General features: G+C 57.1%; 13 protein-coding genes. 6 read left to right on the top strand and 7 right to left on the bottom strand.

Annotated elements, in window-relative coordinates:
- Positions 1-16: 16 nt before the first annotated feature.
- Positions 17-769 (bottom strand): SDR family NAD(P)-dependent oxidoreductase, encoded by a 753-nt coding sequence (locus tag FE783_RS14940; protein WP_138880182.1) that lies wholly within the window; start codon positions 767-769, stop codon positions 17-19.
- Between the two features lie 66 nt (positions 770-835).
- Complete coding sequence (locus tag FE783_RS14945) at positions 836-1,810, bottom strand: AraC family transcriptional regulator (RefSeq protein ID WP_138880183.1); 975 nt, start codon at positions 1,808-1,810, stop codon at positions 836-838.
- Between the two features lie 188 nt (positions 1,811-1,998).
- Between FE783_RS14945 and FE783_RS14950 the strand changes: the two genes are divergently transcribed.
- Positions 1,999-3,138 carry a Gfo/Idh/MocA family protein gene (locus FE783_RS14950; protein WP_158301811.1) on the top strand — a complete coding sequence of 380 codons (1,140 nt, stop codon included), beginning with the start codon at positions 1,999-2,001 and terminating at the stop codon, positions 3,136-3,138.
- Between the two features lie 104 nt (positions 3,139-3,242).
- Here FE783_RS14950 and FE783_RS14955 read toward each other — a convergent pair whose 3' ends face one another.
- From FE783_RS14955 to FE783_RS14965, 3 genes are all read right to left on the bottom strand, one after another.
- Positions 3,243-5,060 (bottom strand): MHYT domain-containing protein, encoded by a 1,818-nt coding sequence (locus FE783_RS14955; RefSeq protein ID WP_158301812.1) that lies wholly within the window; start codon positions 5,058-5,060, stop codon positions 3,243-3,245.
- A 252-nt stretch (positions 5,061-5,312) separates the two neighbouring features.
- Positions 5,313-6,146: an SDR family oxidoreductase gene (locus tag FE783_RS14960; protein WP_138880186.1), complete on the bottom strand. Its 834-nt coding sequence runs from the start codon at positions 6,144-6,146 to the stop codon at positions 5,313-5,315.
- A gap of 182 nt (positions 6,147-6,328) precedes the next feature.
- A complete protein-coding gene (locus FE783_RS14965) occupies positions 6,329-7,207 on the bottom strand; it encodes a helix-turn-helix domain-containing protein (protein WP_138880187.1) in 879 nt (292 codons plus the stop codon).
- A gap of 193 nt (positions 7,208-7,400) precedes the next feature.
- Between FE783_RS14965 and FE783_RS14970 the strand changes: the two genes are divergently transcribed.
- Positions 7,401-9,383 (top strand): beta-galactosidase trimerization domain-containing protein, encoded by a 1,983-nt coding sequence (locus tag FE783_RS14970; RefSeq protein WP_138880188.1) that lies wholly within the window; start codon positions 7,401-7,403, stop codon positions 9,381-9,383.
- Between the two features lie 59 nt (positions 9,384-9,442).
- Here the strand turns inward: FE783_RS14970 and FE783_RS14975 are convergent, their stop codons facing one another.
- Both FE783_RS14975 and FE783_RS14980 read right to left on the bottom strand, forming a co-directional pair.
- The gene (locus FE783_RS14975) at positions 9,443-10,375 is read right to left on the bottom strand and encodes an SPFH domain-containing protein (protein ID WP_138880189.1); all 933 of its coding nucleotides are present in this window, start codon (positions 10,373-10,375) and stop codon (positions 9,443-9,445) included.
- Positions 10,376-10,810, bottom strand: coding sequence for an NfeD family protein (locus FE783_RS14980; RefSeq protein ID WP_138880190.1), 435 nt, complete (start codon positions 10,808-10,810; stop codon positions 10,376-10,378).
- 239 nt (positions 10,811-11,049) lie between these two features.
- Here FE783_RS14980 and FE783_RS14985 point away from each other — a divergent pair, with 239 nt between their 5' ends.
- The 4 genes from FE783_RS14985 to FE783_RS15000 are packed head-to-tail and all read left to right on the top strand — an operon-like array spanning position 11,050 to position 14,097.
- The gene (locus tag FE783_RS14985) at positions 11,050-11,517 is read left to right on the top strand and encodes a hypothetical protein (RefSeq protein ID WP_138880191.1); all 468 of its coding nucleotides are present in this window, start codon (positions 11,050-11,052) and stop codon (positions 11,515-11,517) included.
- A gap of 1 nt (position 11,518) precedes the next feature.
- Positions 11,519-12,709 (top strand): LuxR C-terminal-related transcriptional regulator, encoded by a 1,191-nt coding sequence (locus tag FE783_RS14990; RefSeq protein ID WP_138880192.1) that lies wholly within the window; start codon positions 11,519-11,521, stop codon positions 12,707-12,709.
- 53 nt (positions 12,710-12,762) lie between these two features.
- Positions 12,763-13,263: a DUF2269 family protein gene (locus FE783_RS14995; RefSeq protein ID WP_138880193.1), complete on the top strand. Its 501-nt coding sequence runs from the start codon at positions 12,763-12,765 to the stop codon at positions 13,261-13,263.
- 18 nt (positions 13,264-13,281) lie between these two features.
- The gene (locus FE783_RS15000) at positions 13,282-14,097 is read left to right on the top strand and encodes an arylamine N-acetyltransferase (protein WP_138880194.1); all 816 of its coding nucleotides are present in this window, start codon (positions 13,282-13,284) and stop codon (positions 14,095-14,097) included.
- Positions 14,098-14,342: the final 245 nt, after the last annotated feature.

The raw sequence follows: 14,342 nt of genomic DNA on the forward strand, positions 1-14,342 counted from the left end.
TATTATGCATCGAATACTAGATGATTGACCAGCCCGAATCGACCATCATGGCGGTTCCCGTAACGAAACCGGCTTCGTCCGAGGCCAAATACAAGGCCGCGGAAGCGATATCGTCGGGCGTTCCGTAACGCCCGGCGAGCGTCTTGCTCATGCGCAGCCGCCTGAGCTCCTCCGTATCGTCGGAGCGGGTCGACGGCGTGTCGATGATGCCCGGGCATATCGCGTTGCAGCGGATACCGTCCGCCGCGAAATCGACCGCAATCGATTTGCAAAGCTGGATGACGCCCGCTTTGGCGGTCATATAGGACGCATTATTTTGGAAAGCGACTACGCCGCCTACGGAGGAAGTGTGGACGATCGAACCGCCTCCCGTCACTCTCATCAGCTGCACCGCGTGCTTGCTGCATAGAAACGGAGCCGTCAGCGTAACCGCCATGCACCGGTTCCACTCCTCAAGCGACGTGTCCACGGCATTTTTGGGCGCCGCCCAGTACGCGTTCGTACTCAAAATGTGCAGTTTTCCGTGCCTCTCGCCGACGCGGCGGAACAGCTCGGCGATCTCCCGCTCGCTTCCGACATCCGTCTTATGCGCCTCGCACTCGCCCCCCGAACGGCGGATGTCCCGCTCGATTTCGCGGACGCTCTCCTCGTTGACGTCGGCCAGGACGACCCATGCCCCTTCCCGGGCGAAACGTCTCGCGATGCCGGCCCCGATCCCCGAAGCCGCTCCGGTCACTACGCATATTTTATTCGCCAGCCGGTTTCCCATTTCCTGTATATCACCGCTTTCTCGTATGGATAAGATTTGCCGCCGCCCGGCCGCATGGATGTCCTTTCAATCGCTCTCCTTCGTCCCGAACGTAAGCGTATCGGCCCAGAACGGCCTATTCCCGCTATCCGCATCCGCCGCCTGTCGGGATTCGCCCGCTCTCGCCTGAATCGATTTCGCATACTCGGACGGAGTCATGCCCCCGTATTTTTTGAACGCTTTAGAGAAATGGTGGATGCTGCCGTACCCGAGCAAGCGCGATATTTCCGTGAAGTTGTGCCGCTCCTCGCGGACGAGCATTTTGGCCTGCTCCACCTTCAATCTTTTGAAATATTCCATTAGGGGGTAACCGGTCCTGCGCTTGAACAGCCGGGTGATGTGCGTCTTGCCTACGTTGAACGATTCGCACACCGCATCGAGCGACAAGTCCTCGTTCAAACGGTCGCGAAGAAACGCCGTCACGCTCCGGACCAGATCGCGTTCCCGCTTCTCCTTCGGCACGAACGGAAGCTTCTCGCTCGGCTCCTGTCCGCCATGGGCGCGGCGGATAAGCCGGATCAGCAATATTTCGAGATAGCTCTGAAGCAGCTGCTCGCACCCTTCGGGGGCTCCGGCTTGGCGCACGATCGTATGCACATCCGGATCGTGGTACGGCGGTGCGAACGCACGGAAGCCTTCTTTGACGATTTGCGCAAGCAGACCCCGCTCGCTTTCGCTCAAGCGGAAATGCCGGTTCGCCAAATGCGCAAGCACCGCCGAGCTGCACGCGAAGGCGACCCCGAACAGATTGGAAGCGGTTACCCGGTTGGCGGACAAGCGATGGTACGCATTCGGCTTATACAGCATGACGTCGCCCTGCTTCAGCTCATACTGCACGTCCTCGACGTATACGATCACTTCTCCTTTGTCCACATAGAACAGCTCCCAGAAATCGTGCTTCTCCCCGTGGAAGACATAATCTTTCGTAAACTCGAAATAATGGAACGCATACAGCTGATCGACGTTAATATAATTCCGCAGCCGGATTCTCGTGTAGTCCAACGATTGTCTCCTCCCCGACTAGACGGCGTGCCTTCAAGCAGCCCGCTTTGATCCCATTATATATCCTCTCTCCCCCCGCTTGTCGCGCTTTTGGCGAAAAAGGACAAAAAAAATGCGATTTCGAACAAAGCATCACAGCGTCCGCTCGTCTTATAATGCAAGTAGATCCCCCAGAAGGAGCGATACGAATGGACCGGAACGGGAAACTGAAGGTCGGCATCGTCGGTGCGGCGGGCAGACCGAGAATATTCAAAAGCGCTTTGGAAGCTCATCCGCGGGCCGCCGTCGCGGCCATTTGCGACATTTCGGAAGAAAGGCTGGAGCAGGCCAAAACGCACTTCGGACCGTGTCCGGCGTTCCTTTCGTACGAGAGCATGCTGGAGCAAGCCGGGCTGGATGCGGTTATTATCGGGACTCCGATGCACTTTCACGTCGGTCAGACGCTGCTGGCGCTGGAGCGCAACCTGCACGTGATCAGCGAAGTTCCCGCCGGAGTGTCCATCGAGGAGTGCAGGAAGCTGGCCGAGGCGGCGGCTCGATCCAAAGGGCAGTACATCATGGCCGAAAACTGCAATTACATGAAACCGCACATGACAATCGCAAATATGGTGCGCAGCGGACTATTCGGAGAGCTGTATTTCGCGGAAGGCGAATATTTGCATGAGGTCAAGCCGTTAAACGAATCGACGCCTTGGCGGCGCACTTGGCAGACCGGGGTAAACGGGATAACGTACGGCACGCACAGCCTGGGGCCGATACTCGAATGGATGGAAGGAGACCGTATCGCGCGGGTAAGCTGCGTCGGCAGCGGCCGCCATTACGCCGACGGCCAAAACCGTCCCTACGGGATCGAGGACACTTGTGTCATGATGGCCAAAACGGAGCGGGGCAAGCTGATCCGGGTCCGCCTCGACATGCTGTCCGAGCGGCCGACCGCGCTCAACTACACGCTCCAAGGCACTCGCGGCTGCTATGAAAGCGTCCGGCACGAGCTGCTTGGGTCGGGGAAAGTGTTTGTGAAGAACGGCGAAAGCGATAAGCACGAATGGGCCGATCTCGCGACGGTCGGCCAAGATTACATTCCCGATATATGGCAGCGCATGCCCGAATCGATGCTGGGACCGAGCGGGCACGGGGGAAGCGATTACGTTATGATGACCGACTTCCTGGATGCATTGACCGAAGGCAAACCTTCGCCCATCTCCATCCACCGGGCTCTCGATATGACGCTTCCCGGCTTGATCAGCCAGCTGTCGATCAAACGGGACGGGGAATGGCTCGATGTCCCGGATTCGCGGGCATGGTGCGGCGACACGGCGTGCGGTTAAAGAATGAACCGAAGAAAGCCGGAATCCGTTAACGGAATTCCGGCTTTCTATGTTCTCCATCCCTATTCCAGTCGAGTATTCGATTACCCGTACCGGTCAAGCACTCAATCGATCGGCAAAGTCACCTCCACCGTTGTCCCCGCACCGTCTGCATGTTTATACTCGATCGTACCGTTATGCTCGTTAATGATTTTGAAGCTGACCATAAGACCGATTCCGGTTCCTTTCACTTTCGTGATGTAGTACGGCTCTCCCAGTTTGGGCCTTAGCTCGTCGGATATGCCTCCTCCCTCGTCCGCGATCCGGATGAGCACGTCTTTGTCGCCCTTTCTCGTCAAATCCACCGTAATCGTGCCTTCGCCGGTCATCGATTCGATCGCGTTTTTGATCATGTTGATGAAAACCTGCTTGATCTTGTTCTCGTCGCACAAAATATACGGCAAGTCCGGGGCGGTGCGGGTTTCGATCGCGATATTGTTCATATTGGCCTGAGCTTGAAGCAGCGTCAGCACGTGGCCGACAAGCTCCTTCAAGTTGATCCGTTTATATTGCTCGGGCTGGTGGTTTGCGAGCAGCAAAAATTCCGTAATGATGCTGTCGATCTGGTCGATTTCCGCGTCGATCACTTCATAGATGTCTTCCCTGCCCATTCCTCTGCGCAGCAGATGGAAGAAGCCTTTGATCGAAGTCAGCGGATTGCGTATTTCGTGGGCCACTCCGGCCGCGAGCTGCCCGGCCATGCTCAGCTTGTCCGATTTGCGGAACATTTCCTCGTTCTGCTTTTGCATCGTAATGTCTTTGGCGATAAGCATGATCGCCGCCACCCGTTTCTCCTTCAGGACCGGAATCGTCGTAGCGTTCAAATGGACTAAATGCCCGTTTTTGTGAATCAGCTCCATTTCGAACGTTTGCGGAATTCCCTGGCTCACCTTCTCGAAGCGCCTTTCCGATTCTTCGAATCGTTCGGGAGGCAGCAGATCGTGTCTGGTTCGCAGCAGCAGCTCTTCCGCCGTATACCCCGTAATGTGCCCGGCAGCGTAATTCGATTGAATAATCCGCCCCTGAAGGTCTATCGTGCAGACGAGATCCGGGTTGCCGTTGTACAGCGCTTCGAATTGGAGAGCGCTCAGCTGCGCGGATTCCAGAGCCAGCTTGCGGTCGATAAAAGCGCCGGCGATCAATATCGCGATCAGGATAAAGATGGTGACGCCCACCCACAAGGACAACGCATCCGGAGCCAACGTTACGGTCAGAAAGGTCGAGCTGCCGGACGGAACCGATTGCATATGCTCCGCCGGTTCCGGCGCCGCCGCGAAATGAGTGGCCATCATGCCGACGTAATGCATGCCCGATATCGCTATGCCAAGCAGAACGGCGCCCGTCATTTTGCCCGTCGGGTTGTGTTCTAGCCAATTCGGCTTCTGCAGCCGGAACGTCAAATACAGCGCCCAATACGACACGACAATCGCAATCAGAATCGATCCGATAAACGGAAGCAGCTTATAATGGATCGTATAGGTGCTCTGGATCGCCGCCATCCCGATATAATGCATCAAGGATATGCCTCCACCCATTAACACCCCTGCGAATATGAAGCAGTAAAAGCTGAGCCGGGCCCGGCTCACCACGAATACGGCGAGAAAGGAAGAAATGATGGCGATAACAAGGGAAATGAAAGTCAAGAACAACTGATACGTCGTCGGAAAAGGCAGCCTTAGCGCCAGCATCCCGATGAAATGCATCGACCATATCCCGAGACCCATCGTAACGGCACTGGCGGACAGCCAGAACGATCTGCGGCGGCGGTCGGCCGACTGCCGCGCCCGGCTCGTCATATCCAGCGAAATGCAGGATGCCGCAATAGCCATCGTAATCGATAAAACTACAAGTGAAATGCTATAGCTCCCACCCGCATGTTCCATCATATCCCTCCAGTGTGAATGGTGTTCGTTCAACCCGTGGGTCGCAATCCGGCTGCGTAAGGAAAAGTATCGATCGCCTCCTTCTCCGTGTTCTCTCGTCTATCCGCTGACGCTGTATATGATAAAACGGGCCGTATGCCGGCACCATGGAAAAGTCGCTGCGTGGCGGCGGAGGCCTGCCGTTAACGGGAAACCACCCGAAAGAGACCTTCCTTAGCAGGACGGTCTCCAACCTTCTTTTGTTTTCCCGTTCTATCGGAGCGCCTGACGAATCACACCTTCGAACCATTTCCATGGCAGCAGCGCTTTCCCCCATAACGTCAGCCGGGCCCCTTTGCCAAGCGCGTAGCGCAAGCGAGGCGACCGGGAGACGGCGATGCGCCCGACCAGCCCGGCGACTTGCCGAGGGTCGGGCGCGGCGGCCGCCGCGCGTTCCGAATATTTCAGCACGGCTTGCAGCTTTCTCCCGTAAGGGGAGTCGGGGCTCGTGCGTATGTTCGCCAATCCTTTGTTCCATATCGGGGTTTTGTACGCGCCCGGCTCCACGAGGACGATCCGGACGCCGAACGGCGACATTTCATGACGGAGGCTTTCGCTGAAGCCTTCTACGGCAAATTTGGAGGCGGCATAAGGCGCGTAACCCGGAAATCCGACTCTTCCGCTTACGCTCCCGATGTTGACGATCGTGCCGCTTCGTTGGCCGCGCATGATGGGCAGAACCGCTCTCGTCATGGCGACGACACCGAAGAAATTCGTCTCCATCTGCAGACGCCAATCTTCCATCGTCAGCTCTTCCACAAATCCGCCCAAAGCAAACCCCGCATTATTGACCAGCACATCTACTCTGCCGTATCGGGACATCACTTCGGACACGACCCTCTCTATTGTTTCGGCATCCGTTACGTCAAGCCGCATCACTTCCACAAGCGGGGCGGCGCCTGCGCGGCCGGCCGCATCAAGCAGCGCGCCTTGATCGCCCGTATGGCGCATCGTGGCGATAACCCGGTACCCGAGACGGGCCAGCTCGACTGCGGTCAGCAAACCGAATCCGCTGGACGTTCCGGTAATCAACGCTACACGTTCCATTTCGATCCCCTCCGAGCTTGTCGGTTCACCTACACATTCGCCAAGCTCGGAGTCATTCCTCTTTTTGGTAACGCTCAAAAGGACGTACCTGTTCAGCACGTCCTTACCCATTTTCATGCGCTGCAAATCATTCCGCCGTATCTATCGCCGGAAGCCGTGTCGCGCCGCTGCCTTTCTTCGTATCATCCACTGTATCCGAGCCGCTTCTTGCGGTATTCCGCCGGGGATATGCCGCTTTCTTTGCGGAACATGCGCGAGAAGTAGTTCGGGTCAGGCATGCATACGATTTCGGCGATTTGCTTCACCGTCAGCTCGGCCGATTGCTCAAGCAGCCGCCGCGCCTTCTCCATTCGGACATGCCGCAAATACTCGAGCGGACTCATTCCCGTATGCCGCTTCAGACATCGCGAAATGTAGTCAAGGTTGTAATGGAACTCCTTCTCCAATTGACCCGTACAAAATGGCAGGCTCTCATGTTTGCGCAAGTAGGCGGCGACCGCTCCGGCCAGCCTTCCCGACCGGCTCTCCGCTTCGGAAGTCCGGACCAGCTCCTGCAGCTTGGCGAGCAATTGCACGAATTGCACTTGAAGCCCCAGCACCGTTTCCACGGAAAGCCGGTTGTGCAGCCGCACCATTTCCTCCAGAATGATCCAAGCTTCCTTCAGCTCCATATAGCCGAACTTGGGCATGTAGATCGGCCGGTTGACCGGCGCCAAGTCCGAATCGGTCCCTTTGCGGAGCACGAGCGACCACGGAATCTGCTCCGCGGGCAAACGGCACTGTTCGGAATCGTGCTTAATATGAATCCAAAATATTTCCGTCTCTTCCTCGCTCTCCCTATATCCGACATGCGTCTTTCCGGGCTCCAGCGTGAGCATGTGGCCGGCGCGCACTTCGTACTCGCGACCGTCCTCCGCCATATACATGCAGCCCGAGCGGACGAACAGAACGTCATAAAGACCGAAATTGCGAGAAAAATGCCTCATTCCCGGTTTCCAGACGCCGTGCCCGACCGTTACAAGCTGCGGCATCGGCGATACGGACCATTCCAGACAATCCATGCTTCCACTCCCCGTTCTCGTCCGGTTGTCGATTGCCCTTGATCTATCGTTATGCTCTTATCCTATACCATTCGGACGCGGAACGAAAGTCGGAATTGTGCTAGCTTAGGTCGGAACCGTCACTGTGTAGGCGGCCGTGGAAGCGCTACACTAGGGATATTGATCCGTTCTTAATTCCAGGAGGTTAAGCCCAATGAGATTCCGCCAAGTGCACCTTGATTTCCATACTTCGGAGGCGATTCCCGGCATCGGAGCCGGCTTCTCGAAGCAGCAATTCCAACAAATGCTCAAGCTGGGCCACGTAGACTCGATCACGGTATTCTCCAAATGCCATCACGGTTGGGCTTACCATCCGTCCAAGGCGAACCGGATGCATCCCTATTTGACTTTCGACCTGCTCGGCGCCCAAATTGAAGCCGCGCACGAAATCGGGGTCAAAACGCCGGTCTACTTGTCCGCCGGATTGGACGAGAAGCTCACCCGCGAGCATCCGGAATGGCTGCAGCGCAGACGCAACGAGCAGCCGGCGGGAGCGCCGGATTTTTTGACCGCTGGGTGGCATGCGTTCTGCATGAATTCGCCGTACTTGGACGTGCTCGTCAGCCAGATCGAGGAGGTCGTGACGGGCTACGAAGCGGACGGCATTTTCCTCGATATCGTCGGCATCCGGGAATGCTATTGCCATCATTGCATCCGCTCCGCCAGAGAGCGTGGAATCGATCCGCGGGATCGGGAGAAAATGGTGCCGCTATGGGAGGAAACGTACGCCCGCTACACCGAACGGACGAACGAAGCCGTCCATAAGCATATGCCCGGACTTCCCGTATTCCACAACGGCGGCCACATCCCGCAAGGGAGACGGGATCTCGCCCGGCGCAATACGCATCTGGAGCTGGAATCGCTGCCTACCGGCGGCTGGGGCTACGATCACTTCCCGCTCTCCGCGCGTTATGCGCAAGGGCTCGGAATGCCCGTACTCGGCATGACCGGCAAATTTCATCTGTCGTGGGGCGAATTCGGCGGCTTTAAGCACCCGAACGCGCTCCGTTACGAGACGGCGCTCAGTCTCGCGAACGGCGCCCGCTGCTCGATCGGGGACCAGCTTCATCCGGACGGGCTCATGGACGAAGCGACGTACCGGCTGATCGGCGAAGCGTACCGCGAGGTGGAGGCGAAGGAGGCGTGGTGCGAAGGGACGACCAACGTCGCGGATATCGCGCTGCTGACCGTGGAAGCGTCCGGATTCGCGAAGGACGACGAGAGAAGATGCCCGAAGCCCGACCAAGGCGCCGTCCGCATGCTGCTCGAAGGAAATTGGCTGTTCGACGTAGTCGATTTCGAGTCGGACTGGAGCAAGTACGCCGTATTGATTTTGCCCGACCGGATTCGTATCGATTCTGCACTCGAGAGCAGGCTGGCGGAATTCGTCGGACAAGGAGGACGGCTGCTGGCAACAGGACAGTCCGGCCTGCGGACGGACGGTACCGGGTTCGCCGTCGATTTCGGCGTACGCTGGGTCGGACCGAATCCGTACCGGCCGGACTACTGGGTGCCGGAGCACGAGTCGGCCGCCGGCTCCGCTCTGTCCGCCGGTACCGCCTACGTCATGTATGCGGAAGGGCAGAAGATCGAAGCGGCAGGCGCGACGATTCTCGGCCATCGCGAGGATCCTTACTTCAACCGCGACGTGTTCCACTTCTGTTCGCACAGACATACGCCGAATAGCAAGCAGCACGGAGGTCCGGGTATGGCGGAGGGTGCGGCGGGCATCTATATCGCCTGGGACGTGTTCGAGGATTACGCGGAGAAAGGAAGTCTGTTCCTGCGCGAGACCGTCTCGCTCGCGCTCGGCCGACTGCTCGGAGACCGCCGGACGCTGACGACCTCGCTGCCTGCCCAAGGCGTAACGACCGTTCAGGAGCAGCCGAGCGAGAACCGGTGGGTGCACCATCTGCTATATGCTTCCCCCGTACGGCGAGGACAATCGGTGGAAATTATCGAAGACATCGTGCCTCTCGACAGCGTCAAGGCATCGGTTCGGACGAACCGTCCGGTAAGCGGCGTCTATTTGGCGCCGCAAATGACCGACATCCCGTTCGAAGCGAATGACGGTGTCGTCACCTACACGGTGCCGAGACTGGAATGTCATCAGATGGTTGTGCTGCAGTTTGCATAATGCGGAAAGACGGAGCCCGCATCCGCGTGGCTCCGTCTTTTTGTATTGTACGATCCGTTTCAGTCCTTCTTGACCGACTTCAGCATTTCCCCGATCGCTCCGATGCTGCCGAGCGTCTCCACCGCCTTCGTCGGGATGAACACTTTGTTCGCCGCCCCGTTCGAAATGTCGGTCAACGCCTCGAGCGAACGGTACGTAAGCACCTGCTCGTCAAGACCGGCCTCGCGCAGCAGCTCGATCCGCCGCTTCTCGGCTTCGGCGACCGCCTGGATCGCCTTCGCCTGACCGAGCGCCTCCAGCTCCTGAGCCTGCCGCAGCCCTTCGGCTTCGCGGATGCGCGCTTCCTTGTCGCCCTCCGCCTTTAAGATTTTGCTCTGCTTGTCGCCTTCCGCCCGCAAAATCATATCCTGCTTGGCCGCCTCCGCCTCCAATACGATGGCGCGCTTACTGCGCTCGGCCTTCATCTGTTTGTCCATCGCTTCCTGGATGTCGCTGGGCGGCTGAATGTCGATTACTTCGACGCGCTCGATCCGGACGCCCCATTTCTCCGTCGCTTCGTCGAGCGCGACACGGATATCGGTCGATATTTTCTCCCGGCCGGAGAGCGTCTCGTCGAGCTCCATCTTGCCGATAATTTGCCGCATCGTGGCCGTGGATATGTTCCGCACCCCGTAGACGTAATCGGAAATGCCGTAAGTAGCCTGCTCCGGCCCGGTCACCTGGTAGAAAATGATCGTGTCGATCTGCACCTGCACGTTGTCCTTCGTAATAACCGTCTGCGGCGGCACGTTCGCCTGCTGGATGCGCAGGTCGTGATACGTCCGCACATGGTCGATGATCGGGACGAGGATGTTGACGCCCGGCGTCAGCAGCCGGTTGAATTTCCCGAGCCGCTCCACGACGCCCACTCTTTGCTGCGGTACGATTTTGATCGACAATGCCGCAATGACGATAACGATGAACAGCACGATAAGAGAAAGTATGACTCCCACTTAAACATCCCCTCTCCATTTGTGGACTTGCAGCAGAGCGCTTCCCCTCTCGACGACGATTACGGTGTCTCCCTTGGTCAAGTTCTCGTCGGAGACCGCGCTCCATGTCTCGCTTCCCACCTTGACGATACCGGGCTTGCCGTCCTGTATGCTCTCGACTACGATGCCTTGCTTGCCGATCAGTTCGTCCACCGCATCCGTAAAGCCTCTCGAAGAGCGGAATCGGCGCGTAATCGGCTTCGTGAACACCGTCAGCACAAGTACGACGATGCAGCCCGCCAACACCTGCCATACGAACGAGTCGGGCACGAACAGCGCGACCGCGGCAGCCACGACGGCGCCGATTCCGATCCATAATAAATAGAACGTCAATGTCATCATTTCGATGACAAGCAAAATGCCGGCCGCGATGAGCCATATCGCCCAAAGCTCCATCTTGCCGCACCCCTTTCCTTCATATTTGCGGACCGCCGGAACCGAAACGGAATTCGCATCGGAGCGGGAATCCGCATGTGGGGCTGTTCTTGTCTACTATATTCCATAGGAATCGGTGATTTTCCTCCTTTTTTTCGCGCGGATTCGACAATCAAAGCGCCGCTCCCCGCAAGGAACTTGGACGCATACGCCGAATTAGGTAGAGACGCAACATAAAACAAACGAGAGAGGGATCGGAAATGAAGCCATGGCCCGAAGAGCTGATCCGATTTCTGGAGCGGCCGTCACCCCTCTTCGCTCATGTGGCAGCTGTAAAGAATGGAGCGCATCCTTTCTGCTGCCGCGTTTACGGCGTTCAAGCGGACGCCAACGGACTTCTGTGGATATCCGTCTTAACGAAGCAGTGGCGGCGGCTGAGCGACTACAAGGCGGACGGCTCGTGCCTGGCCGTCCTGCTAACATCCGGACTGGATAACGAATCGTATCAAGCGAAAGGTCCGTTTGTCCGGTGCCGCGCGTTCGCGGAGGACGATTCGGCATTGCTCGAGCGGCAGCGGAAGCTGACCGTCGACTGCTTCCCGAACCTTGCGCAGCTGCTCCATATCGATTCATCGGACTGCCTTGTAATCGGAATGGAAGTGCACAGCGTGTATATCCAAACTCCGGGTCCGCGAGCGGGCTCGCTGCTGGCCGAAAGGAGAGGATAGCTTGCTGCCTGCCGAACTGATGCCTGTATTCGATGGCGTTTTTCCCGCCACGATCATTACCGGCTCGCGCGACCTCGTTCCGAACATAGCCAATTTGTCGAAAGTATGGCATGTGGACGAGGAGCATGTCGCCATCGCCAACCAACTGCTGAACAAGACGGCAAGCAATCTGCAGGACAATCCGCTCGCTCTCATCCGGTTAATGACCCCTGACGATCTGGTCCATTGGGAGCTGGAAGTGACTTATGTAAGCTCGGTAAGCGAAGGTCCGTTATTCGAATCGATCGATCAATCGATCAAGGCGCTTTCCTGGGTGACCGGTGCCGAATCGGCCGCGGCTTTGCGAGCCGCCGTCCTCTTCCGCGTGCTGTCGGTCAGGCGGTGCGATGAAGAGTCGCATCACCCGCAGCCGGACCCGGAAACATACGGCGATCTGCTGCATGTTTTGGCGGAAACGGTGGAGCTGAACCGGTCCTCCTGCTGGATACCCGGAGCGGACGACCGCGAGCCGCAGCTGGTTGCCTCGAGAGGCGTGCCGGGAGCGGGAACGGACGATTCCGCGTTCGAAGCAATGAAGCGTCTGGCCGCTCTGGTCGCGTCGGAACGCCGGATGATCCGGCTGCGCAACATCCGGTCCCAGATGAATTATATGCATACGATTCGGAAAGCCGCCGATACCTCTCTTCAAGGCGACAGTCCGAACGTGATCCGCCCGCCGATATTGCAGCCGGACAGTTATCTCGCTTTTCCGATCGCAGCAAACGATAGTTTGCAAGGCATCGTTTGCTGTGAACAGGCGAATCCGGCCGGCGGCGAATCGTTCGACCGTCTGGAGGAGCGGTTCCTGACGCTGCTCTCCCGCAGAATCGGCGAGACGCTCTCGAGCTTGGCCTCCGTCTCCGACAACGACCGCCGCCATTTATTCAGACAAGCCGTGGAGCGCGCCAAGCTGGAATGGGCGAAAGAAACCGATCCGTTCTACACCGTGCTCAGCGCGAGAGAACGTCAAGTTTCGATACACGTCGCCCGCGGCTGTACGAATGCGGAGACCGCCAAGCTGCTTTTCGTCAGCGTACGGACGGTAACGACCCATTTGGAGCGAATATACCAGAAGCTTGAGCTGACCTCCCGCGCGGCTCTGACCCGTTACATCGTCGAGAAGGGACTTATGTCGGACGATCCGAATCCGTAATCGAAACAATACGTAATTCAACCGATACAAGGACAAGCAGATTACCGGCTATTATGGGAATTGAAAATCATACTCCCATGAAAGCGGTGTTGAATCAGATGCAATGGCTTGTCATGCTTCATGTTTTGTCGGCGGTAATCGGGATCGGTCCTACCTTCGCTTTTCCGCTGCTGCTGCGCAATACGTCTTCCGCGGCCGAGATGACAACCGCACTCGGCCATGTCGCCAAGCTGGAACTATTTCCGAAACTATTCGGCACGCTCGCCGTTTTATCGGGATTCGCGTTATTTTGGCTCGGCTCGTACGGCTCGTTTATGCAAATTTGGATAATAGGGACGCTGCTGCTGTATATCGTCATCGAGGTGCTGATCATCGGATTTCTGAACCCGACGGCAAAGAAGCTTCATGAGGCTGTTGGAAGCCCTGACGTACAGTCGGGCGGCGGAATATCGCCACAGGCGGGAGCGATGTATGCGCGGGTGAGAAGCTATCATTTGTGGGCAACCGTTCTCAGTACCGTTATCATCGTCCTGATGATTTTGAAACCGCATTGATCGAAGGGGGCACAGTCCATGAACGATTCCCTGCAAGGCGCGTACTTGAATATGATTCAAATCGGGAAGCGGGAGCCCTCGCTGCCCTATTTGCAAAGTCTGATCCGGCATCATTTGTGCCGGGTCCCTTTCGAGAATATAAGCAAGCTGCACTATTATATGCACCAAGGGAAGACCGGCCCGTTATGGATGCCTTCCCTGGAAACGTTTCTGCACAACCGGATCGCAAAAGGATTCGGCGGGAACTGCTACATCTTGAACTCTTCATTCGGGGAGCTGCTGCAATCGCTCGGCTTTCAGACGGAAATCGTCCGCGCAACCGGCGGAAACATGCATTTGGCGCTTCGCGTGACGATCGGACAGCAGAGCTATTATGTGGATGTCGGGTACGGAGCTCCCTTGTTCGAGCCTCTCTCGTTGGAGAGGCAGCCTCATTTTACCCGATTCGGGGAAGAAGTGATCATCACGAAGCTGGAAGACGACCGTTACAGGATCGATCGGCGAACGAACGGGCAAAGCTTCGTGATGAAGCAGATCGAATGGAAGCCTGTCACGTTGGCGAGCTTCAACGACGCGATAACGGATTCCTTGAGAGACGATGACGGTAACCCGTTCATGCGAAGAATCGTGGCAACCGCGTTCAAGAACGATACGGCGTACTCGGTCGTCAATCGGAAGCTGTTCGTGAAGACCGATAAAGGAACGGAACTGCACGAATATTCCCGCGAACGGGACTGGATGGACATGATGCGGATCACGTTCGGCTTCGACCCGGACGCCCTGCGGGAAGCGCAGCAATTTTTGGATGAACGCGGCGTCCGCTTGTTTGGATAAGAACCAACCACTAAATGGAAAACCTGCAGTAAATGCGACTGGTAAAGAGCAAATAGCTGGCCATAACGGGAAAACCTACAGCTAATCTCGCCATAATCGGCCCCAAAAAGCAAATTAGAGAAAACATACTGTAGGTTTTCCAGTTCACTACCCGTAGAAGCAAAGAAATCGAAAAAATAACGGCATGTTTTCCAGTTACGAGTGCGGAAAAGGTTCGATTGAGCCGGATCATGTCTCGGGTCATA

The organism is Paenibacillus mesophilus, from assembly GCF_005938385.1.
Lineage (GTDB): Bacteria > Bacillota > Bacilli > Paenibacillales > NBRC-103111 > Paenibacillus_AB > Paenibacillus_AB mesophilus.